The organism is Proteiniphilum sp. (assembly GCF_034927365.1).
Classification (GTDB): domain Bacteria; phylum Bacteroidota; class Bacteroidia; order Bacteroidales; family Dysgonomonadaceae; genus Proteiniphilum.
This window is the reverse complement of sequence record NZ_JAYFQD010000012.1, coordinates 24123-49105: the sequence shown is the minus strand read 5'-3', so window position 1 is coordinate 49105 and position 24983 is coordinate 24123. Positions and strand designations below refer to the sequence as shown.

General features: G+C 40.9%; 11 protein-coding genes and 1 pseudogene. 2 read left to right on the top strand and 10 right to left on the bottom strand.

Annotated features, from left to right (window positions below; genetic code table 11):
- Positions 1 to 127: pseudogene (locus VB073_RS09210) on the top strand (transposase); the annotation flags it as partial.
- Here the strand turns inward: VB073_RS09210 and VB073_RS09205 are convergent.
- Positions 108 to 875 carry an aldose epimerase family protein gene (locus tag VB073_RS09205; protein WP_323403871.1) on the bottom strand — a complete coding sequence of 256 codons (768 nt, stop codon included), beginning with the start codon at positions 873 to 875 and terminating at the stop codon, positions 108 to 110. The pseudogene VB073_RS09210 and the gene VB073_RS09205 overlap by 20 nt on opposite strands.
- Before the next feature lie 239 nt (positions 876 to 1114).
- On the opposite strand from VB073_RS09205, the gene VB073_RS09200 reads away from it, so the two are divergent.
- Positions 1115 to 1999, top strand: a complete 885-nt coding sequence (locus tag VB073_RS09200) for an AraC family transcriptional regulator (RefSeq protein WP_323403870.1) — start codon at positions 1115 to 1117, stop codon at positions 1997 to 1999.
- A 103-nt stretch (positions 2000 to 2102) separates the two neighbouring features.
- Here VB073_RS09200 and VB073_RS09195 read toward each other — a convergent pair whose 3' ends face one another.
- The 9 genes from VB073_RS09195 to VB073_RS09155 all read right to left on the bottom strand — a co-directional run bounded on the left by VB073_RS09195 (position 2103) and on the right by VB073_RS09155 (position 24960).
- Positions 2103 to 5252: a sugar-binding domain-containing protein gene (locus VB073_RS09195; protein ID WP_323403869.1), complete on the bottom strand. Its 3150-nt coding sequence runs from the start codon at positions 5250 to 5252 to the stop codon at positions 2103 to 2105.
- Positions 5253 to 5531: 279 nt separating this feature from the next.
- The gene (locus VB073_RS09190) at positions 5532 to 6656 is read right to left on the bottom strand and encodes a DUF4998 domain-containing protein (protein ID WP_323403868.1); all 1125 of its coding nucleotides are present in this window, start codon (positions 6654 to 6656) and stop codon (positions 5532 to 5534) included.
- A 117-nt stretch (positions 6657 to 6773) separates the two neighbouring features.
- Positions 6774 to 7943, bottom strand: a complete 1170-nt coding sequence (locus tag VB073_RS09185) for a DUF5000 domain-containing lipoprotein (protein WP_323403867.1) — start codon at positions 7941 to 7943, stop codon at positions 6774 to 6776.
- Positions 7944 to 7976: 33 nt separating this feature from the next.
- Positions 7977 to 9881, bottom strand: a complete 1905-nt coding sequence (locus VB073_RS09180) for a RagB/SusD family nutrient uptake outer membrane protein (protein WP_323403866.1) — start codon at positions 9879 to 9881, stop codon at positions 7977 to 7979.
- Between the two features lie 225 nt (positions 9882 to 10106).
- Positions 10107 to 13334, bottom strand: a complete 3228-nt coding sequence (locus VB073_RS09175; protein WP_323403865.1) for a TonB-dependent receptor — start codon at positions 13332 to 13334, stop codon at positions 10107 to 10109.
- A 172-nt stretch (positions 13335 to 13506) separates the two neighbouring features.
- Entirely contained in the window at positions 13507 to 16317 is a 2811-nt protein-coding gene (locus VB073_RS09170) for a sugar-binding domain-containing protein (protein WP_323403864.1), read from the bottom strand.
- A gap of 44 nt (positions 16318 to 16361) precedes the next feature.
- Positions 16362 to 19154 (bottom strand): sugar-binding domain-containing protein, encoded by a 2793-nt coding sequence (locus tag VB073_RS09165; RefSeq protein ID WP_323403863.1) that lies wholly within the window; start codon positions 19152 to 19154, stop codon positions 16362 to 16364.
- A 110-nt stretch (positions 19155 to 19264) separates the two neighbouring features.
- Entirely contained in the window at positions 19265 to 21409 is a 2145-nt protein-coding gene (locus VB073_RS09160) for an alpha-galactosidase (protein ID WP_323403862.1), read from the bottom strand.
- Positions 21410 to 21618: 209 nt separating this feature from the next.
- Positions 21619 to 24960 (bottom strand): tetratricopeptide repeat protein, encoded by a 3342-nt coding sequence (locus VB073_RS09155; protein WP_323403861.1) that lies wholly within the window; start codon positions 24958 to 24960, stop codon positions 21619 to 21621.
- Between the last annotated feature and the right edge of the window lie 23 nt (positions 24961 to 24983).

Genomic DNA, 24983 nt, shown 5'->3' with positions numbered 1-24983 from the left:
GTCATTCTTCAACTGGCTGAATGAAAAAACAACTATTCAAAGAGCGCAAAAAGTAAGATCCACAAAAGGATTACTTATACATACGATGGGAAAAATCGCCATCGCATTCATTTATCTAATTTTTTAAATACTGATTCGCATGAATTATACCCTTCTATTTTTTCCTTCTTCAAACTCATATTTTCTCTTATCGTTTTGAATTCCCGAAAATCAAAACCCGGATTATTTTTGATGTCAATATAAGTTCCCGTGGGTATAAAATTATCATTGGATTCGAGCATCCTATCGGACTCAATTTTTAATTGATGATCCCATATTGTTTCATCTCCGGATAAATTGAAATAAGCATGATTGGTGATATTTACCGGTGTTTTTCTATCGGTGGAGGCATGATAACCGATAAACAGTTCATTTTGATCTGTCAACTGATAAGTAACGGTCAGCGTTATATTTCCGGGAAATCCTCCTTCTCCATCCACACTATCGACGCTTAATACCAGTTTCTCATCTTCGATCTTATGATCAAATATCTTTTTGTGGAATCCGGAAAATCCTCCATGATTGCAATTCAAACCATCATTTTTATCCAAAAGGTAAGATGCTCCGTCCATCATGAATGATGCATTGGAAATCCGATTGGCATAACGCCCGATCGTGGCTCCAAGGTAGTTCTTATCAGAGACATACTCCTCAAGCCTGTCATAACCAAGGATAATATTACCGCACACCCCATCTTCCTGAGGTAGATTCATCGATTTTATAATCGCTCCATAACTGATAATTTCAACGAACACCCCTCTTTTATTGATTAACCTGAAAAGATAGGCAAGCTTTCCGTCGATTACACCAAATTCTTCCGATTCAATTTTACACATCCCTATCTCCTGTTATCAAATGTTTTGGGTAATTTAGAATAAGTTCCCCGTAATAACCGAATATTCTTATAGGCCAAATCACTCCTATTTTTTTACAAAATAAATTGAATAGAAAAAGATTAAAATGTATTATCTTTTGCATTAGATGTAAAAAAAAACTATTTTTGAAGATAATTCAAAAGTATATCAGTCAGATACGCATAAATATGTAAAATATCACTATATAAATGTAAAATATCATGATTGAGAAAATAGCAGATGGATTTAAAAACGAAAAAGCGATCATACTTCCTTATAATGTTCGCGACTACATGAAAACAAATAGTGCAACCAGACATTTGCACGTAACCCATATTGGCTATTACCCCAAGGCAAAGTATCACTTCAGGGAAAGAACCAACGGTGCGGATCAAAATATTCTCATTTACTGTGAAAACGGCAAAGGATGGATAATGTATAAGGATGAGAAAGTATTATTGCACAGGAATCAGTTATTTATCTTACCCAAGAATGAAGCACATGCCTACGCGGCAGATACGCGTGATCCCTGGAGTATTTACTGGATTCATTTTAATGGAGAAGATACAGATATGTTTTTTTCTATTATTGGAAAAAAAATAGATACCGGAGAATCACATAGTGGCCGTATCGAAGACAGACTTGCCCTCTTCGAGGAAATATATCAAAATTTAGATATGGGATATAATCCGGACAATCTGGAATATACCAGTTACTGTCTTTCCTACCTTCTGGCATCCATCAAGTATATCACGCAATTCAGGGAAATCAAGAATACAAAGGAGATGGATGTCATTCAGAAGAGTATTCTTTTCATGAAAAACAACCTCGAACAAAACATTGATCTCGAAGATATTGCCCAGCATCTGGGTTACTCCCCTTCCCATTTTGGAAATATATTCCAGAAAAAAACATCCTATTCTCCGATGGGATATTATAACCAGCTCAAAATTCAACGTGCATGCTCATACCTACAGTTTTCGGACTTAAAGATCAAAGAGGTTGCTTTTCGACTTGGATACTATGATCCTTTTCATTTTTCAAAAGCATTCAAGAAAGAGACACGTTTAACACCTAAAGAGTACAGGCAGAAATATAACCCATGACAGAGACTGATCAGTCAAATTCTCTTCTTAGGATTGAACTGGTCATGATTAGACACATAAAATTCTCTTATGAAAGCACTGTCTGGATAGAGATCAGAGCCGTTCAATTCTTTACAAACACTAACTTTCCAATCATCAGATTACCCCCTTTGGTCACTTTTGCCTTAAAGGTGATTTTTCCTTTGTTGGTATCTTCACGCATCACAAAGAGTTTCACCCAACGACTCTGCCCTTTCAGTTCGTCGAGGATGAAATCACGGCCTTCCACCGAGATGATCCCGGCTCGATTTTGATTGTTCCAATCTTCAAACTGTATATAGAGATCTCCGATAATACCATTGGGGGTTCTCAGTTCCACAGTAATTTCTCTTCCCGTCCATGCCACACCTTTCTCATCACGCCACACATTGTCGCAAATGACCTCGTAGTCCATGCCATTATCAAGCACCTCAACCTTATCCAATACCTTTTGCCAGGGATCACCACCATTAGTTTCCTTTTTCTCTCCACAGGAAACGTAGAGTAAGGCATCTTTAAATTCGGCAGGAACCACAGTTTCGGCCTTTGGCGTGTAATCGAACATTGTAAGGGCTTTCTCTTCGTCCAACAGATAATTGGGATTAAAATTAGACTGCCCCATATAGTCCAGAAGGCTTTTTTTCAATTGTGCCGCAACGGGTGAATCGACCGTCAGATCGTGCCCGCATACCAGCATTTTTCCGTTACCGATCTTACATTCAAAAATGGAAGCCAGTTTGTCATTGATATGGAAGTCACTGATAGGCTGCACAATAGGCTCCAGATTTTCATGCTTATTGATGATAAATGCACGTCCTTTGCTTACCGGCTGCCACTGCCAGTTATTGAAATTATCAGTAGGGAACCGTTCCAGTGCAGGATGTGATTTATGGATGTACATCCCCAACAGCTTATTATTCTGCCCGGGAAAAAAGGAGTTCGACCAAAATAACGGAGTAAAATGTAACTCGTAGGTGTTATTCTGTTTGCCGAGTTGATGTGCCAACAACAATACTTTTCCTCCATTATTCAACACCTCTATAGCTTCATCATCCAGTTCCTCTTTGACTAAGACCGATGATTCAGACGGTATCACAGGCGGATATACCCAGAAATCCCATTGATTATGGTAAGGTTGACCCTTTACCGTCACAGCCAGTCTGTATTTTCCGGCTTCGGTAATAGGGTTCAGGGCATATTGAACAGAACCCACGTCGTTCAGCTTTCCTTGTTCGATGACAGCCTCCATTTCACCGGAAGCTATTAATCTCCCGGGTTCACTAGTGATCATCCAAACCACCGGAGCATGCAATGTCTCTTTTCCGTAGTTGGCTACTTGTATATGGGCAGAAAAGATTTCATCATTCGTCCATACATAATCCTTGAATCGTGCCACCGGTACCACACTGTTGGAATAACACCGGAATTCATCGGGTGTTACAATCCCTTTCGAATCCCAGAATGCATCTAACCAACCCACCAATGCTTCTCCCTGACCGGGGTAATCGGTCATGCTCAGCATTTGAAAGCCGGCACAGGAAGAAGTACGATAGAACGTTTCAATCAGTGCTTTATACAAAATAGTTTGCAGGGATCCGCTCGCATCATGAAAAGATTTATCAAGATGAGCGATATGGTTTTTTTGCGCTGTCTCCAGAAATCCAGACAAGTTACGGGCTTCCAATACACCGGTATATTTATTTATCTCACTCCACAACGGGTAAACCGGATATTGGCCTACTTCGTGCGCTATGATAGGGATAGTAGCTTTTGAATAATTTGCCTCCAAATCGAAATCGGTACCGGTTCCCCGCAATCCATAGGTACCACCCACATTGGGTATATTATGTGTAGCCATATATTGGTCCACCGGCATTATCTTTCGGGCGGTAGAAACGGAATAGAGACGGCGGTTATCTCTTTCATGCAAAGGCTCGATCCATTTCTGCATCACATCAAAGTCCGAATTGCCCAATTCATTTCCAATGCAAAGCATGGCAAACGACGGATGGTTGCCGTAAGCATCTATCATCCGTTCCAATTCGGCAGGCACAAATTCATCGGCGCCCGGGTTATAGCCCAATCCTTTAGGAAGTCCTCTGGTTGTCATCTCCGGACGATCAGTATTAATAACAGACATCCACCAATCTATCCATAACACCTCGGCCTGAATATATATACCTACTTTATCAGCAGCGGCAAAAGCAGCTTGTGGAGGGCACCAGGAATGAAAGCGGACATGATTCAATCCATACGACTTATAGATACGGTAAATACGCTCCCATTCATCCTCATCACAAGAAGGATAACCCGTTAACGGGAAATGCACGCAGTCCAAATTACCCCGCATAAATATGGGATGTCCGTTCACCTCGATTTTCGACCTGGATGTAGTGATATCTCTAAAACCGAATATCGCTTTTTTCTCTTCACGCAGTTTGCCCTGCTCCCACGTCACCTTCAACGTATAAAGATTGGGAGTAAATTCATCCCAGGTTTTCACCGGTGTGTCTAGTGATAACGTTTTCCGATAAGCAAAAATAGATTCGCTGTTCGTTATAATTTCCTCAAAGCTGGCTACCGTTTCTCCGGTCTGATTATCAATTAATCGACAGAGCAATTTCCCGTTGTTTCGTCCGGTTTCGTTTTTGGCATTAAAAGTCACGGTGAGTTGATTATTGGCTGCATCCGGCCAGCTATGCAGATTATGGATACTGATTTTCTCCTGAGGAAACAGTTCCATCTTACCAATTATACCATTCCAGATGATTTGTGTATATTCACCATAACTATGACCTTTGTCACCGATATTATAAATCATATCGTTATTCACCCGTATCGAGAGCAGATGCTTGCCCGGCGACAGTTTGCCGAGGTTATGATAATGGGGTGTACCCAATCCTTCCTGAGTATCGGCTGTTTTACCGTCTACCCATACCTGCGATTGCCACATCACTCGTTCGAGATATAGAATCACATCCTTCTCTTTCCAACTTTTCGGTATAATGATTTCACGGTTATACCATGCCGGCCCGATATACTTGTGTTTACGGGTAAGAATACCGTAATCCGATCCAATAGTTTTAGTACCATAACCAGCTTCGTCCAAAGTGCCAGGCAATTTAATGGGATCTCCGGATATTTTCTCAAAAAACTTATTTTGTACTCCCATACTATCCGGATCAAGCTGTACCGCCCATTCTCCTTCAAGTGAGATTACCTGTTGTGCTTTCAAATCAGAGAAAGAGATTAAAAAACAGACTGTTATTATAAAAAAAGCAGGAAATTTCATCTACATATTCTCTCTTATGATATTTTAATTTATTATTCCCTGAAAAGAAATTAGCAGGCTTTTACCATTGTAAAAGAAACCTGTCCAAAACTATCCGGGGGAGACCATCCTATGCATAACGATTCCCCCCGGACTACCATGCTCGCCGGATTACCATCTTTTGAGCGTAAATATACTGTTTTACTCCGAAAACACAATAAAACGTTTTATTATATATGATTATCAATTACCAAAAATATAGATTTCAGCAATACTTGTAATCGATCTATTATTACTATCCGGAAGAAGTAACTTCAAATAACGGTGAACACCAGTATTAAGAGACTCTGGTATTGCAATTGAGATACTAACGCTATTATCGAATATTCCACCGCCTATTTTTACCCAATTGCCGGAGCCACTGTCGGGTTGATCCGAGAGGTACAGTTCCACACTTCTTGTATCTGAATTTCCTGCTCTTCGATAGATCTCGACCCTGGAGACTTTTCTTGGTGCTTGCATATCTATGACGGCCCAATGTGGAAGAGGGGCATCTCCCCCTTCATACGCTGAATGCCAGAAAGTATTTAAATTCCCATCTAACAAGGTAATCCCTCGGTAATCAGCCGCCTCGTCAGAGACAGATAATACCTTCCATGAACTCGTATTGTACTTGTATTCATCCGGAAATGGCGTTTCATATTTTCTCCAATCTGTGGCAAAAGTATCCACGCATTGTTTTTCAGGAATGTATAACGATCTATATTCAAAGAAAGAACCGGATCTGGCATCAGGAAGTTCAACAACATCTTTTTTTGATGATAGTTCTACGATAGATTGGGAGCCATCACTTTTCACATATCGTATTTCATTCCTTACCAAACCGGCCGGTGCAAAATACCAATTCACTATTCCCCCGTTATCAGATAATGATATACCCTTCACACGACGGTTAACTATCCTGGACTGATAAAGAGTACCATAAGAAGTGCCAAAATCAGTCAAGAACAAAGACCTATATCCAAAATTATCGGTAGTGCGAACATTAAAAGTATAAGACTTTTCCTCCATGTTATCCAACATAACCGAAATACTATCGTAACCTGTTTTCAATGATACAGGAATAATCAATGAATCAAGTCCTTCATTCCAATAAACATCAATGGATCGGACATTGGGAGCATTATAAGTACGGCAATTGAATAAAATTCGCTCCTTTCCCGCGATAAAACTGAGTGTATCAGGTTTAGGAGCATATACTATTTCACCCCCTTCGATATATTCCTTATGTACATCCATAAAGTCTTCACATGAAGAGAAGGACAAAACGGATACAATCAATACGATGAGACCATATATTTTTTTCATATGATTAAAATTATTTATTTTCAAACGTATCATATGGAACTCGCTTTTAATCATGCTCTTGTATAAGAACAGTTTTCGTGCTCGTTTCATAATCTTATTATTAATTTATTGAACCAATCATTGCTGCTGTTCTTCTCCGTAAAAGGCTATTTCTGCCGGGTGAACATATGATGTTCCTCCCCACGTGGAAAGGAAGAGTATACGAACGTAGCGCATTGGAGGTTGAGACAAGTCAAATGCGAACTCATGCCCATTCCTTGCTGCTTCCATATCCAGATCTGTCACCGTACCACCGGGAGAACCGGACGGTTTCACAATTTCACAGTCCATAATCTTTGTCCATTCGCTCCAATCCCCACTTTGAGAAGGTTGATGATCACAAGTATAAATTTCCATTTTTTTCGGATTTCCGTGATTATAATAAGAATCGCCAAAAATACGTTGGTGCATGACAAAACGACTTAATTTTGCCGTTGTTCCCAAATCTATTGTCAATCCTGCAGGAATAGCATTATTGGCAGTATGCCCAAAAGTAGAGAAATCATCATCGAACATATGAATATTTAAACATCCCCATTCCGTAAAAACCTTGTCATTATTCAATTGCATGACAGAATACTTCTTTTTATCCAACCTCTCTTCAAACAGAGGTGTTACCTCTGCAGAAATCGTATCTGAAAAATTATCGAAATTATCACTGATGATCATGGAAAACCTATATGGTTGAGGATCATAACCACGAATACTATAGGTGTTTTTGTCTATATCGCTGGTCAATATACTTATCGTGGACATTCGTCCCAACGAATCGGGCGCCAGAAGTTCAATATTCAAAGGTTTCTTTACCGGGTTTTTCCAATCAAAACGAGCCCCGCCGAAATCAGCTTCAATGGTGGTCGTTCTGATTGCCATGCTCAATGGAGACTCCAATGGACGAAACTTCACCTCAACCGGATCTGATAGTTCCATGGAGCGATTGATGGCATAGAGCCTTACAGAGTGCTCCAGTGTATCGTGATAACCTTGAATTTGCAATTTATTTTCATAAAAGGAGGCTATCGCCTCTCGTTCCTTACCATTAGAAACCGTGTACAATCCTTTCACAGCCAACAAATCTTCAGTATTGGGAATTTTGTATGAAATCATAGCACCTCCGTGTGAGGGTTCAATCACAATATCGGTAACAATTCCCGGCTTCCCCAAACTATCACTAATAGGCGTTAATTCTTTCTCGGCACAAGAAAAAAACAAAAGCAATAGAATAAAATATAAATATTTAGTTTTCATATCATTTAAATTATCTATTAAAGTAAAAAGGAACTACCACCCCGGATTCTGAACTAATTGAGGGTTCTTTACGATATCCGATTCCGGCAATGGAGCAAAGTAATTCTTATAAGAGAATGACTGTATATACACAGGTGTAACCATATAATAGTTCTCTGCGTCGGAAGCATTTATATTCCATCCCTGGATCAAACGATTCTGCTCTGCCTGTGCTGTTTTCCAGCGACGACTATCCCAATAGTAACTACTCTCACAAGCCAACTCTATTTTACGTTCGCGTTGAATGATCTCACGCATTCCTGCCTTAGTCGTTGGTTTCTCCGGATGGTTAGAATATTTCTGCCAACTTAGAAGTACGCCTTCCAATCCTGCCCGTTCACGCACCATATCAATATATCGATATACTTCTGCATCCGGAACATCCTTCGACTCGTTCAATGCCTCTGCACACATCAACAATAAGTCTGCAAAACGCATATCAGGAAAAGGATATGATTCCCATGTTATGCTATTGGCATCCCGATACGAAGTATTGATAGAAACCAGTTTTTTAGGCCAATAACCAGTTGCATTGTACTGTCCAGGGTCTCCGGCTGAGGAGAACTCTCCGAATCGATTTTTTGGATATAATGCCTCTGCGTCATCATCCGGCACATTCTTATAGGAGTTCCCATACCATTTACCACGGTCAAAACCTAAGGTTGAATAAAAACGAGGCTCGCGGTCAAAATTCAATACTGCTGTCTGTTCTCCCTTCTGAATATAGTAACGGTGCTCTTCATCTCCTATCCGCAGATTAAAGCGATTTTCATAATCATAAGTTATATCTTCTTCAATGGGTATTCCATTTTTAGAATAGAACCACTCGACTGTAGACAAAGGGACACTCATCTTTTGATAAGCATGTAATGACAAAGCAGATTCAAAATAGGTGAGACATTCACGTTGAAGGCTGTTATCTGCCGGGTAAGAGGTATTACTCCAAATCAGTTCAACATTCCATCTATCAGTAATTACTCCTCTTAATGTTTGCACTAAATGTGTCTGATCCGACATTTTTTTTACCGGAACATAATCAGAAGGTTGATATAAACGGACACCGGCAGACTCGCATATATCAATCGCTTTCTTACAGGCTTCTGCTGCAGCAGTCCATCGTGATGCATCATAGACCTGGTTGAAAAAAGGCTCTCGCTTATGATCCAGGAAACTGTTATAGTCGGTGTTTCCATTGAACAAAGGACTGGCCCAATATAAAAGGATCTTTGCTTTTAACAGATAGGCTGCCGGTTGGGTAAATCGGCCCAATTCTGTGGTAGGATTGGTGAAGATCAAAGGCAAAGCCTCGCTTTCGATCACCTCATCCATTAAATCAATCACATATTGAAAACAATCATCTATTTTCTCACGGTAGACACGTACACCCCGGGTTGATTCGTTTACAGGAAGGCTTTCACGCAATGGACAAATTGGTCCATAATAACTCAATAGATAAAAATGAAAATAAGCTTTTATCATCTTGATTTCTGCGATCATCCGTTTCTTTTCATATTCATCCAAATCTCTGACTCCACCGATACCCGCCATAAAGGTATTGCAATCACGAATGCCAGCATACAAAGAATAGCTACTTGCCCAATAATTCATAAGTGCACTGGTCGGATTATCCAATCCCAGCCCCATTCTCATACCAACAGAACCACTATATTCCGTATTAAAGATCATTTCCAAAGCGCCATGAATTCCCGGATTCTCGTTCCAATTAACGGTTTTAGGTATTCTCCAATAACAGGACGCCAAGTATTTTTCCACTGTGTAGCGATCCGCAAAAGCATGTTTTTCCGTAGCCACGTTATCAGGCACCACATCCAGAAAGTTACAAGATGTTCCGATAAGCACTATACAGCTACATACCAGATATTTATATATTAATTTCATATGATTAAAATTATTTATTTTCAAATGTATCATATGGAACTCGCTTTTAATCATGTTCTTGTGTGAGAACAGTTTTCATGCTCGTTTCATACGATTATTTTATTTTTTATATTTCGGTGTATGGAACCTTTGATATTTAAAATAATCATTCCCTTCGGGTGTTTAATGATTATTTTAAACATGTCGGTTTCATACGATTAAAATTATTTATTTTCAATTTTTATTCTAGAATCCTATATTAAGACCGACATTAATGACACGCTGTATCGGATAACCCAGACCATTTCCTGCCATTTCAGGATCCCACAGCTTGAACCGGCTCCAGCTTAATAAGTTGGTTCCACTCACATAGAGTCGTAAGTTCTGTACTTTGATTTTTTTCGTCAATGGTTGGGGTATGGTATAACCCAATTCTACCGATTTTAATCGAAGAAATGTTGCATCCTGCATAAACCACGTACTTGTCTGATTATTATTCTCAATCGCCTGATTGGATAATCTGGGCCAAAATGAATACATATTGCGATTGTTTTCCGACCAATAACTGTCGGCAATAATTTTCAATACCTGATTTTCGCCTTTCATACCATCATTGGGAAAACCATCCAGAAACGGAGTAATCTTACTCTGGTCAAGCCAGAAAGATTGACGGGCAGAACCCTGAAAAAAGAATGAAGCATCAAATCCCTTATAACCTGTAGTGAGTCCAAATCCGTAATTGATTTCGGGTGTGGTGGGATGACCAATGGGCACCTTATCCAATTCTGAAATCTTTCCATCTCCGTTCACATCCCGATACTTGATATCACCAGCCATGTAACGTCCAAATTGTGTAGGTGAATTTTTAATCTCCTCTTCATCTACAAAAAGGCGCTCTGCAATATATCCCCAGGTTTGCCCCAAAGAATTCCCCATTTTCGACAACCAAGGGGTTTTATTATAATCCGGCTCTTCCCATTCTACCACTTCACTAACGGCATAGGTAAAAGTACCACGACCTGTCATCCACAGATCTTTATTGATATTCTTTTCATAATTTAACTCCATATCAACGCCATGACCTTTCGCTTTACCCAAGTTTGCTTTTACAGCCGGCAGAATACCCATTGTTGCCGGGATTATACGATCCAATAAAATATTTTCACGCCGTTCTGTAAAATACTCTATATTAGCAGACAACCCCACTGCCGTGATAGCCTCGAATCCGACATTTGTCTTATAAGAGGTCTCCCATCCGATCTGATCGTTCGCATAACGGTTAAAACTGATACCTCCGGGATTATAATTCATCTGGGTTCCCCAGTTTACATTACGACTGGCATTCATATTCACATCCGACAAATAATAAAAACGATCCCTGCCACTACCTATCTGGTCCTGGCCTGACATTCCATAAGAGCCTTTCAACTTGAACTGTGTAAATATTTTTTTTATCGGTTTAAAGAACTCCTCGTTTGAAACCATCCATCCCAATGCTCCTGAAGGGAAAAATCCCCAGCGGTTATTTTTTGAGAATCGTTCAGAACCATTGTACCCGAAAGTAAATTCTCCAAAATAACGGGAATTATAGTTATAAGCCAAACGGCCGGCTAGGCCGATATTCCTGTATGGTAATGAGAGTTGGAGGCTTTCGGCTATTCCAAATTTCTGGTTACGCATGGTATACACCAGCAAAGCATTGACATTATGCTTCTCTTCAAAAAGGTGTGTATATTCACTTTTGGCTTCCAGGTAAACACTACTATTGATATAACGATCCCCCGGATTATAGTCAATCCACTCCGTTCCTGCTGTAGGATTTAAGCAGTTCAATTTATATGACCGGTTCTGTAAACTGTAAGAATCAATGTTATAATAAAATGGTTTGTAAGCTCGATTCACAGAATACTCCGAATAGCGATCCATATTAACAAGCATGCTTGCTGTCAATCCTTCCGTAATACTACTCAAATCCTGATTCAATACAAACTGTGTCAACATCGTATTCTTACTGTATTCATTATAACCTCTCAGCGACTCCGCATACGGATTTACATAGTTAGCACTTCCATAATTACCAAATAAGATATGGTTGGCATATGCATACTTCTCATCCGGTTCATAATATGCCTTAAACAAAACGGGATTAGCCTGCATCACATAGTTATACATGGTTGTACCTCCTCCGATAGGCCCCGAATAATCATCGAATGCGGCACTCATCCTCAATACCAATTCAGTCGTCTTTGTCAGGTTGACATTCACATTCGACCGGATCGTATATTTCATCAGATTGATATTCGAATTGAAATTATTGCGTTTATCCACTTTCATATTACCATTATCCCGGGTCACATTTGCGGCCACGTAGTATCTGGCTACTGTACCGCCACCACTCACACTTATGTTGGCTCGCTGATTCATGATCAAGTCTCTGAACATAGAATTATACCAGTCGATAGCAGGAAAAAAATCGGTGTACTGACCACGCTCTGTCATGATAATTTTTTCCTGGGAGTACAAAGCCAAACCCAGTGGATCACGTGTTTTTATCGCTTCATTCTGCATACGCATATAAGTAACCGGATCAGCCAAATCAACTTTCCGGGTAGGGGTTGAAAAAGAATTTTCAATACGGGCATTGACAGAAATCTTACCCTCACGCCCCTCCTTGGTCATTACCGAGATCACGCCATTGGCTCCACGTGCGCCATACAATGCTGTGGCCGTTGCATCTTTCATGATCGTGAAACTGGCGATATCATCCGTATTTAAACGGGCTAAGTCATCAGTACCCAATTCAATTCCGTCGATCAGGATTAAAGGATCTTTTTTTGCATCAGCACCAAATGTTGTAATACCACGAATAAAAAAGCTCGCATTATCCTTACCGGGCTCACCACTCGTCTGATAAGAAATTAAACCGGCGACACGACCCGCAAAAGCGGTAGTCAAATTACTACTCGGCACTTTCAGTTCCCCCGGCTTCACCGTTGTAATGGAAGAAACCACACTCTCTTTCTTCTGCTTCGCAAAAGCCACAACCGTTACTTCTTTCAATTCATCAGCTTTAGGTTCCAGTACGATATTTAAGAAAATCTCACCCTTATAGGCGATTTCTTTGGATTCCATACCGATAAAAGAAACTATAAGTATGTCATTGGCTTTAATGCCATCAAATACAAAATTACCATCCACATCGGTTATAACTCCCTTCGTGCTACCTTTGATTTGCACTGTAGCACCCGGAAGTGGGTCACCTCCTGTGTCTGATATTTTCCCCCTGACTTTTCCTTCGTTTTGTTGTACTATTCCAACAGTCACTATCACAGCCATTTCATCATCCGTATCATACTGGCGGCTGATTTGCACATTTTCCCTCTCTACTGTCAATGGTTTGCCGACAGCAAACAGCGGTAGTGCTACGAACAATGAGAGAGGGACAAAGAGACCTAACAAAGTTTTCGTTCTCATAATATTAATATTGATAAATAAAAAACGTACTTGATTCCTGTTTACATTCCACTAAAATTCTCCATTTTCAACCATAAAGTGGTTGTCAATGTGATACGACTCCCAGGGATAATCCATTAAGAATTATCCAAATATTTAATAATCAATAATTTAATCTAATTTGTCAAAGGATTTATTTCTCTGAAAATAATCCCCTTATCAATTCAGGTTGCAACTCTTTTTGTGGGTTAAACTTATCAGACGACATGTACTCCAGGATACTTTGCCTAAACTGTGCTGCAGCAGGGTATTGAATCGGATCCCTTTCAAGACTCGAACTGCACACCATCAGTTTTCCTTTACCTACTTTCGCTTCAAACAATAAACCGAGCCTACGGTTCTTAAACCAATCGTCTATCAGAGAGACGACAGGACGGAAATCGGCAGGAAAATCATCCATAACCATCGCATTACAGTCGGAAACAATATCCCACCACTGATAATCACTGTACCCCTGATTAGGAAATAAGGCCAAGGCAGGATGCTTGGGATTACACAGAACTCCCAGTGTATGAGGAGCCTGATTATGTGTCCATGCAGTATTCCAGAAAATACTTGTAAAGCCAACTTCAATTTCGCCTCCCTTTTTGGGAGATACTTTTCCTTTGGGGGAGAGGAGTAATACGTTCTCCCCTTTATTAAGCCTATCGATAACAGAATTATCAAAACGGGATGTTATATAAGGTTGATTATTGACTGGCTGCTTTTGTTCCGGATATACCCAGATGTACCATTGATTTTTCACTGATTTATCTGCCAGCTCCACCGAAACAGTCAATTGTGCAGGTTCTTTTATCTGGTCAAAAGAAACTTCGATATTCCCTATCGGAATACAATTGTCCAGAGGCAAATCTTTCACAAAATTCCCCTTCCCTATAACCTTGTTATCCATTGTAGAAACTGTCCAGGTGATATTGGCTTCTTTTATAGGCTCTTTTCCGAAATGAGCAAATTCAACGGGAACATTCATCATCTCATTATTCAGCCATATCATCTTTGGAAAACGGATCAACGGAACGGTCTGGTTACAGAACATACTGTATTCTTTGCCGTCGACGTATCCCTTCGTATCCCAGAAAGCATCCACTACACCAACCAAAGCAGTACCTTGTCCGGGGAAATCATGAAGGTCGAGGAGTTGAAATCCTGCAAATCCGGGTGTTCTGAGGGCAGCCTCGATATCTGCCTTATAGCAGAGAGTTTGTAGTTTGCCCGAAGCATACAGGAAATCATCTGCAAGGTCTCCTATATTATTCTCGTCCAATGTTTCCTGAAATATTTCAAAATTCTTCGCTTTCAATACACCGGTATACTTCTCGATTTCTTTGAAATTAGGATACACGCACCATTGACCGATTTCATGGCTGACGGTTGGCATATCTTTTTTAATAATATCCCTATAATCAAAATCAGTGCGAGGCGGCTGGGCATTGATGATGCTTTTCAATCCTCCGCCCCAGGCCTGAATACGGGGATTGGGAGCATTCCAGTAATCAGCATTTTCAATATAGGGCCATCCGGCGGCACTCGTATAAACCCGTCTATTGTCCTTCCCTTTCCAATAGTCTACCAAACCCGACAGATATTTTACCTGATGCCATCCACCCGGCTCATTTCCATAAGCCAACATACAAAACGAAGGATGATTTCCATATTCTTTCAGGATCCGATCCCCCTCAGCATAGAACCACTCATCGGAATCACCACCGTCACCCACAGTTGTCCAACCGCCACATTCCACCTGCAAATAAATCCCCATACTGTCGGCTACATTAAATGCAGCTTCCGGAGGGCACCAGGAATGAAAACGGACATGATTTAAACCAAATTCTTTACAAACACCATAAATTTTCGTCCAATAGTTATTATCCATTGCAGGATAACCTGTTAACGGGAAAATGCAGCACTCAAGTGTTCCCCGTAAAAAAACAGGTTGTCCATTTACATAAAAGCGTGTTCCGTTTTTCAGAAAGTCACGGAACCCAAATTGAGTCGTTCTCTCGTCTTTTCCTCCCGAAGAAGTAACCACTGTCTTTACACGGTACAGGTTAGGAGAATGTTCCGACCAGAGCAATACCTCTTTTCCTGCATCCACCGTGACATTTACCTCTGTTTCGTTATCCGTAATATCGAATTCGGAATTAACACTCTTGCCAATAGCTTTCCCGTCTGAAGTTTGCATCTGTACGGAGATTTTTCCTTTGCCTGACTTTGAATTACCTTTCAGGTTAACGGTCACTTTTGCCTGCTTCTTAACTGCATCAGGATATACCTGTAAATCGTCGATATATACTTCTGGTTTTGCAGAAAGATGTAAATCACCGACAAGGCCATTCCAGTTACTTTGGGTGTGATCGGAGACACTGTGGGCATTCACCCCTACATTTATATTCACCCGATTATCCACCCGTATGGCAATTTGATGTTTACCCGGTTTCAGATCCTCCAAAAGATAGCGGTGAGGAGTTGACATTCCATTTTGTCCGCTCAATTTCACGCCATCCACATAAAGTTCCGTCTCCCAATGTGTACGTTCCAGTTCAAGTTGAATTCTCTTTTCTTTCCATCCGGAGGGGATATTAATTTCTTTCCGGTACCATGCAACCCCCACGTAGTGTTTATCAGGATTCAACCAGAAGGGCACCTTGACATTGCCTTTCTGTCTGTACTTTTCATATTCGGGAGCATCAAACCAGGATCCGTCGTTGATAGATCCGGTCCACTTCGTGTCTATCCCCACATCATAACCGTACCCTCGTTCCTGTAAGGAGCCGGGTAGTATTATCCGGTCATCAAATGAAGCATTAAACCATTGTTCCTTGATCCCTTTATCTTCAGGATCCAATCTGAATTGCCATTCTCCCGCCAGGTCAATATTGTTTTTCTGACCCATGCTACAGCCTATCAGTAAAGATAAGAGTACCAGTATTGCTATTTTCCTCATACGATAAATATTAATCGGTAATAATGTTTGATAAAAACACGGTTTCAATAAATTGATATGGCCGAAGCCCTTTTATATTCTTTCTCAATCGGATCAATGAATGATTTTATCTTTCCAAAAGATGTCTCTTTCTGAGGCTTAAAATCAGCAGATTTCATATATTCCAGAATACTGTAGAGTAGCTGCTTTTTTTCCGGAATATTTTCGTTATATAACAGATCCATACTGCAAAAGATCAGTTTTCCGTTTTCACAATTGGTTTCAAATAGCGTTGCTAACCTTCTGTTATTGGCAAAATTATCCACGCACTCAATAATGGGCTCCACCTCCCTGTATACACTGTCTATGACCAGTGTTTTCGACTCTGTCAACAAATGCCACCATTGCCAGTCAGTATGCATGCGGGTAGGAAAATGGGCAAATAATTTGTGGTCGGGGTTACAAAGTATTCCCATCGTTCCTGCTTGTTTCGGAAAATGCACGGGACTCCAAAACACAGGAACAAATTTCCCCTCCAATCCAACCAATGTCTCAAACCTTGGGTTGAACAGTACTTTCTCTCCCTTTTTCAAAGCCTTCTCCGCCTCACTGATATCGGAAGTAATGATGATATTCTCTCTTTCTATTTCCAAGGCTGCAGGATAAACCCATAACCTCCATGTATTCATGTAACCAGTTCCGTCAAGGCTAATAGAAAGGGTGAATTCATCTGCTTTTTTCACTTGTGAAAGGCTACAACTGATATTTCCAATTTCCGCACAACCTCCTACCGGCATATTCACCTCTTCGATTTTCCCCTGAGACACAATGATTCCTTTGGAATTTTTTAATGCCCATGAAACAGGTTGATCCTCTATATTTGTATTCCCATAATTGGCAATCTCGACGGAAGCCTCAAATAGTTCATTACTGGTGAAAGTTGCTTTGGGATAACGGATCAAAGGAACTACAGGAGCACAGAACTGACGGAATTCAGAGGCCTCTGTTACATTCTTACTGTCCCAGAATGCGTCCAACAAACCGACCAGGGCCGTACTTTGTCCGGGAAAATCATGCAGATCCAATAGTTGAAACCCACTGCATCCGGGAGACTTCAAAGTCCTTTCAATCTCCTCCTTATAAAGAAGTGCGGCCAATTTTCCCGAAGCCTGCAAATAATCTTCAGCTTTGTGAAGCAATCCTTTTCTTTCTAATTCCAATTTCACTCCCTTAAAATTCAAAGGGTCCAACACGCCGGTGTACTTCTCAATCTCTTTCAGATTAGGGTATACGGCATACTGACCTACTTCGTGTGTGATTAAGGGCACCGGCATATCTTTTATGGCCTCTGCATAATCTTTGTCGAAACGCGGGGATTCTTCATTAAAAATTCCTTGTCCGCGAACCCAACCATGTTTCGTCCATTGCGTAATAAAAAAATCATCATCCGGTTCCGGCCAACCACCATGTCCTCTTTCAAAAGTAAAAGAGGTGGTTGTATATAGATGACGATTATCCTTCTCTTTAACATATAACAATAGCTTCTTCAAAAACTCAAAATCGGGTTGTAACTCGTTTCCTAAACTAAAAAAACAGAAAGAAGGATGATTCCCGTATTCGGCAATAATCCGATCTGCCTCCCCATAAAGGAAAGCACTTGTTGCCGGATCTTTTCCCACCGATAACGACCATAAAGGAAGTTCTACCTGAAGGTAAAATCCCAATTCATCTGCCACTTCAAATGCAGCTTTGGGAGGACACCAGGAATGAAAACGAAGATGATTTAAACCCCACTCCCGGGCCGTTCTCATCACTTTCTCCCATCCGGCTTTTTCCATAGGTGGATGCCCTGTCAACGGGAAGATACAACACTCAAGCGTACCCCGCATAAACATCTTTTTCCCATTTACTAATACAGATGCACCTTGCCGTTTTATCTCACGCATGCCAAATGTCATCCGTTTGGAGGAATGGTATTTTTTTACTTTTAAAGAGACTGCAAGTTCATACAAATCGGGGGTTAGTTCACTCCACAATTTAAATGAATCTCTCATCGGATAAATCAATTCAACAACATTCTCTCCCGGGGTTAAGGGCATATTATTTTTTTTGATCTCATTAAGCACCGACTGTCCATTTTTTAAATTCACAGAAGCAGACAAGTTACAGGATGACACATTTCCATTATTCCTGATATGGACTTTTATCTGTACATTTTTCCCACTTATATCCGGAAACAGGTCGATCTGGCTGATCGCAACTTTGTCTTCTGCAATTAAGGCCAATTCCCCAATAACCCCATTCCACATGATCTGAGTTTCATTGGTATAAGCATGTCCTTTATCATCAATTGAAATATCATACTTCTTTCGATTATCAATACGCAGACAGATCGTATGATTACCCGGAGTCAGGTAGTCTGTCAAATCAAAATAATGCGGTGCTATAAGACTTTCTTCCTTTTGAGGAACTTCTTTGTTGTCTACCCACACGGTAGTACCCCAAATTACCCGTTCAAGCTTCAGATGAATATCTTTTCGTTTCCAGCCGGCGGGTATTACCACCTCCTTTTTATACCATGCCGGACCTATATAACTATGTTTTCTGGTCAAATGTAAAACCTGTGGTTTTATAATGGCAGGCTGTAAAGCATTAGGTATACCTTTTTGAGCATTATCAGTGGTACCCGGCAATATAATTCTCTCTGTAAAGTCGTGGTTATACCATTCCTCATTTACTCCTACATCTGTTGAATCCAGCCTGAATTCCCATTCTCCCGCCAGCGACATGCAATCTTGTGCATGTAGCGTGTAAGAATAGCACAGAGTCAGAATAAAAAATACGACAAACTGTTTCATAGATGATTACTTTTCAAATCATTATAACTACACATGATTCCAGAGAAAGACAATCCGTTTCTTGAAAGGCTCAACGATCGAGAAAGCTCGCACTGATATTATAATACCTCTTATTGTGCGGTAATTTTGAAGATGCGGCTTCTAAAAGCGCCACTCACCGAAAAATTAATTCCGTAATTCAATAAGTAGTCTCCTTTATAGATACCTTCCATACCTTCAATCGCATAAGAACGATCCGGGCTAAGACCTCTTAAGTAAACAGTTTTTGTCTTTTTGGTCTCGGATGTATAACCGCCAGGGTATTCTGCCAGATTATAGACAAAAACAATACTTTCAGAGAGATCTTTACTTACAAATTGGAGGATACTTCTATTATTTTCATAAGGGGATACCAACCTGTAATGGTTTCCAAACTGCACCGTATTCCGGATCTCCTTATACTGTGTAATTTTTTCTTTGGCAATGGCCTTTTCCTTCTCATTCCATTTGGAAATATCATAGCCTATGCCCAATACTCCAGCCATCGCTACGTTAAGCTTATATTCCAGGGAGTGATTATGTCCATGCCAATCCTCATGGGTGATCCAACTGATCATGGTATTGGCAGGAAACGCATTCAGATAGGAGTGTTGGATAAATATACGATCCACAGGATCGGTGTTATCGCTTGCCCAGTTAAAGTCGGTACGGGACATTATACCCAAATCGACTCTTCCTCCTCCGCTGGAACAATTCTCAAACCACACATCCGGAAATTCTTCCCTTAATGATTCAATAAGCCTGTATAAGTTCTCTACATATTTGATACGTACAGCCCGTTGATCTTCTTCCTTAGCAGAAGGAAATCCGGGATTAGAGATCGCCCGGTTCATATCCCATTTAATAAACTTGATATTATTTTCGCTCAATAGTTTATAAAAGCTCTCATACAGATATTTATACACATCTTCTCTCGCCAGATTCAACACCAACTGATTACGTCCCTCCAGTCGGGCTCTGTTCGGATAATGCAGTACCCAGTCGGGATGCACTTTATACAAGTCACTATTGGGATTGACCATTTCGGGTTCAATCCATATACCAAAATCAAGTCCCATGGCATTGATCTTTTCAATCATGGGTTGCAAGCCATTGGGGAACTTATTTTTATCGACCGTCCAGTCGCCCAGACCACCCTTGTCGTTGACACGACCTTTGAACCAGCCATCATCAATCACGAACATCTCAACTCCTATTTCCTTTGCCACTTCTGCCAACGCAAGCTGATGTTCCTCATTCACATTCATTCCGGTTGCGTACCAACTATTGTATAGGACCGGACGGGGTTTATCCCTATGAGAAGCAGGAAGTATTTTCTCTCTGGCATATGCTGCCAGATTGAGAGAAACACCTTCCATTCCGTCACGTGTATAGCCGATTGACATTTTCGGAGAGATAAAGTGTTGCCCGGGCCTTAAGGAAATATCCTGATCCCAGAAATTTATCCCGCCGGTAACCTGAAGTTCGCCCCATATATGTTTTTCCAGATCCAATCTCCAGTTTCCACTGTAATGGAGAGTTCCAAACCATACCCGGCCTTCTGTCTCGGCATATTCACCCGCCGGACGGATGGCAAAGAAGGAGGAGCCATACGATTTGAAGTCTTTCACCTGAATTGTTTTTAGACCTTGTGTGAGCCTGGTCACATTGGGTTGGAATTCATATCCCCATCTTCCCGAAAGATGTGTCAACTCATAATCATCTGAAGGTAGGAAAAAAGTCGCAGATTGAGCATTTTCGACTTTGATAATCTCCTTTTTCCCTATATTCGTAATTTCCATCCACTTTTCCAGAATATCATATTCAGGAAGGACCCGTATGTATCCGATTACACTCAATGAATAATATTTATCTTTCTGATAAATGACCAGTGTCTGATATCCATCGATCTCTTTAATTTCAGCTCTATCGTATATCAGTTCTATATCCCTGACCTTATCGGGAAAGAGAACCTCAAGCATAGGAGTAGCTCCGGAGTACCCTCCCCGTACCGTAATTTCATCTCCGAGCCTCCCTCTCAGAAGAATTATGTCCTGACTTTTATCTCCAAAAAAGACCATTTGTACGGGAGCACCTTCAGAAGCTCTTATCTGATAAACAGAAGACCTGGTGTAAAGAGTCCAGGAAGAGCCATCGTTTCCAGTTACAATTGGCTTATTCTGGGAATAGAGTAAGTTGGCCAAAATCAATGATACAATAGATATTAAATATCTCATAATATGTCGCTTAAAGGATTATTCTTTCTTTGCCTTCATTTGCATCGTAAATTATCTTACAGGCTCATTCATGATCTCCACTTGCACGATGTAAAATTATATCTTCACTATAGGATAAAAATGTATGTTATTTTTGAAAACATGTAAAAAACAACTAAACTCGTCATTTTATGTTAAAACCGAATATTTTCCGGGCTTATATCTCGTATTTATCGGCTTATTTCATTCAAAAAAAGATGACAATCAATATGATTCATATCCAATTGTATTGTTTTTGAAAAAAACTCCTTAGCTTTCGTACTATTCCCCAATCCCAAGTATCCTAGTCCCATCAGATAATAGCAATGTATCTTATTCCGCACATTCAAATCATCTTCCCAGATTGCCAGGTCGGGCAATGAGACCGCAAAATAATCCATCCGGCATTCATCGAAGATATGTTCTTCTCCGTAAGCAATTAACTTATTGAAACGCTTTTTTGCTTCATCCTCATCGCCTAACGCCTGCCATGCCAACCCCTGATAATAGATCTTATCAGCTTGTTTATCATTATAATAGAATGCCTGTTTGGGTTCTGAAAAGCCTTCGGTTGCTTTTTGAAAGTAGCATTCAGCTTCCTTTTCTTTACCCGCTCCACGATAAGCAACCCCTTTCAGGTAATTCACATCATTCTCTTCTACTGTGGACAGTTTTCCTTCCCCCAGATTATGAGGATAGGCATCCGTCTCATGTAAAAGGGTAATTGCTTTTTCATACTCTTCCTTTGCCATAGCTTGTTTCGCCAGTTCCAAGCGGCATAAGGTATATTGCTTTGTGATCTTACCTTCTCCTCCTTCCCATGGATGGAACTTCCGCGAGTCAATCAGTTCTTTTGCCTTTTCATAATCACCTAACTGATTGTAGAGGGTAATGCGTTCAATGACCAGATCGTCGCGTCCCTGTGCAACATCCCAATGCTTCTCCAACAGATCAAGCCGTTCCTGCGCGGCCATACCTATTTTTTTATACAACTGGTCCAATTCCATCAGAATACGTGCATCGGTGTTATCCAGGGCAAATGCTTTTTCAAGCAACTCCTGCGCTTCCGTTTTCCGGCTTTTCTTGTTGTAATATGCCAGCGCCAGATTACGCAAAACGGTCGGGAACCGGTTATTTAGTTCTTTGGAGCGTTCCCAGCAGGCAATGGCTTCATCATGCTGACGGACACCATACCAGAAATTCCCAAGATAGAAAGGTGCGAATGGGTCGTCGGGATTTAACTGCATGGCAGTTTGCAGGATATTCACATCTTCGGTCTTATTGGGAAAACATAACGCGGGATCCATCTTCGATGCTTTCACATTGCATTCTTTCGCCTTTTCGTCATTCCCCGACAAGAGGTATAAATAACTCAATGTATAATATACCATTGGATATATATCGTTTTCGTCGATGATAACACACGACAGGAACCGGATTGCTTCTTCATATAATCCGCTGGCGGCAAAATCCAATGCATATTCCAGATATGAATAGACTGAATCACGCATCAATTGCCGTAGTTCCAGTAAATCATCATTATTGCCGCTCCAAAGATAACGTTCAAAACGGCATCCCATATTGAAATTATCGATTGCTAACGAGACGTCAATGAATTGCAAAGCCTCCTGTTTCATTCCCAGTTTTCTGAGGATCGATACTTTCAGTTGACGTGCCTTATGATTATGCCAGTTACTAACCAATGAAAATTCAACAAGCTCCAACGCTTCTTTCCATTTTTTTCTTGACGCATCGATCTGTGCAAGGGCATAATAAGCATTACCCTTCCATGCCGCATTCCATGTTGCCTTATAAAATGCATTATACGCTTCATCATCCCGTCCCTGCATTTTCAAGTTCCATCCCAGATTGTAATAGGGTTCTCCATCGTAAGGATTGGGATTCCGTTCGGTCAGGGTCTCAATCGCAGTCCGGAAATAAGGTTCCGCTTTTTTGAACTGTCCTTTCCGCATCCACCAAAGTCCCATGGCATTATTACAACGCACATCACCGGGCTCTCGCCGTAGAGCTTCACCATAGTAGTCCGTTGGATTATAGGTAGCATGACGGTATTGTTCCAGATGCAACCCCGTTAAAAAGAGCTGCTCGATGGATGTAATCTCTTTCGGGTCTTTGGCTGCTTTCGCCGGATCGGGAATCGGCTTGTTTTCCGGTTTGTCGGCCTTATACTCCAATAACAGTTCCCCATCGCGATACAATGCAAGTGTCAACTCTTCGGCTAAGAGACCACCGGTAGCAGTCTCTTTCTTATATGGTTTTGCCGGCGACATATCCGTGAGTTCATCCAGATATACCTTCCCTGATATATCTTTTAATGAAATATGCAGTTTCTTACAATCGGCTGTTGTATATACAATAACCGTTGTCTTACCGTTTTTCACTTCCACGTTCACCACAACATCCTTATTGGCATTTTTCACATAACCCACCTCCGAATAGGGCATAAAATATTGCAACCATGATTTCTCTTCATTCGGTTGCAACCATGAAAAATCGGGTTGATTATCGGTATAGACACCGGTCATCAGTTCAATATAAGGACCATCCTCATCGGTCAGGTTTCGATCCCACGCCATACCAAAATCACCGCACCCCCAGGTCCACTGCTTTTTCCCGGGAGATATATGATGATTGGCCACATGAAGCAATCCTGCTTCCGAATCTTTTTCATATCCTCCCACAAAATCGAATTTGGATTGAATAGCCATATAAGATGTAGGAACGGGAATATTTTTATATTTGGAGATATCAACACCTGCGGAATAATCTTGTTTATAATAGACTCCAGTGGCTATAGGAAAGCTTGATACTTCCCGTTTGCCATGGTCGAATACCGCATGCACATCCGGTGGAAAAACGGAATGATAACCGTCATTCACTACAACGGCAGGATTTGCCCACCAGAGGAACGTTTGCGGGAAGGGCGTCCTGTTATAGACTTTCACCTTGATCTCGAGATACGCTTTGTCGGGGTATAATGTAAAGCCCTGCATCCCTTTCATCCGGAACATACGTTCTACCTCGTTGCACCAGACCGTGATACTTCCGTCCTTATTTTCTTCAATAAGATAATCGGTCGGCATAAAGGTACTCGGTCGATGATGTTGTGGCCAGTTGAACTCGATTCCTCCGGAGATCCAGGGACCGGTCAGTCCGACCAAAGCCGGTTTTATCACCTGATTGTAATATACGAAATGACGTTGTTTGATCTTATCGTATGCCATCTGCACACGTCCCCCCAATTCGGGGAGTATCATTATTTTCAGGTATTTATTCTCAAGAAACAAGGCCTTATAAGGTTTATCTTTTTTCTCATCAGATATCTTTTCAATTACAGGATAGGGATAGACAGAACCTGAACTTCCCTGATAGACTCTTTTTTCCAGAAAAATGGGATTTTTTTCTTCTTTTCCCGTCTCATACGTCGGAAGCATCAGGGTTTCTTCCCAGGCTTTTACGATGCCCTTTTCAAACAAGGTAGGCTTGATCAGGTATTTTGTAATCTCCTCCATTATGGCCAATTTATCTTTTTAAA

What these genes read in the sequence shown, in the direction of transcription:
- VB073_RS09180 (WP_323403866.1), bottom strand. Translation starts at nt 9,881, where the DNA reads ATGAAATTAATATATAAATATCTGGTATGTAGCTGTATAGTGCTTATC.
- VB073_RS09165 (WP_323403863.1), bottom strand. Translation starts at nt 19,154, where the DNA reads ATGAAACAGTTTGTCGTATTTTTTATTCTGACTCTGTGCTATTCTTAC.
- VB073_RS09185 (WP_323403867.1), bottom strand. Translation starts at nt 7,943, where the DNA reads ATGAAAACTAAATATTTATATTTTATTCTATTGCTTTTGTTTTTTTCT.
- VB073_RS09190 (WP_323403868.1), bottom strand. Translation starts at nt 6,656, where the DNA reads ATGAAAAAAATATATGGTCTCATCGTATTGATTGTATCCGTTTTGTCC.
- VB073_RS09175 (WP_323403865.1), bottom strand. Translation starts at nt 13,334, where the DNA reads ATGAGAACGAAAACTTTGTTAGGTCTCTTTGTCCCTCTCTCATTGTTC.
- VB073_RS09155 (WP_323403861.1), bottom strand. Translation starts at nt 24,960, where the DNA reads ATGGAGGAGATTACAAAATACCTGATCAAGCCTACCTTGTTTGAAAAG.
- VB073_RS09205 (WP_323403871.1), bottom strand. Translation starts at nt 875, where the DNA reads ATGTGTAAAATTGAATCGGAAGAATTTGGTGTAATCGACGGAAAGCTT.
- VB073_RS09200 (WP_323403870.1), top strand. Translation starts at nt 1,115, where the DNA reads ATGATTGAGAAAATAGCAGATGGATTTAAAAACGAAAAAGCGATCATA.
- VB073_RS09170 (WP_323403864.1), bottom strand. Translation starts at nt 16,317, where the DNA reads ATGAGGAAAATAGCAATACTGGTACTCTTATCTTTACTGATAGGCTGT.
- VB073_RS09160 (WP_323403862.1), bottom strand. Translation starts at nt 21,409, where the DNA reads ATGAGATATTTAATATCTATTGTATCATTGATTTTGGCCAACTTACTC.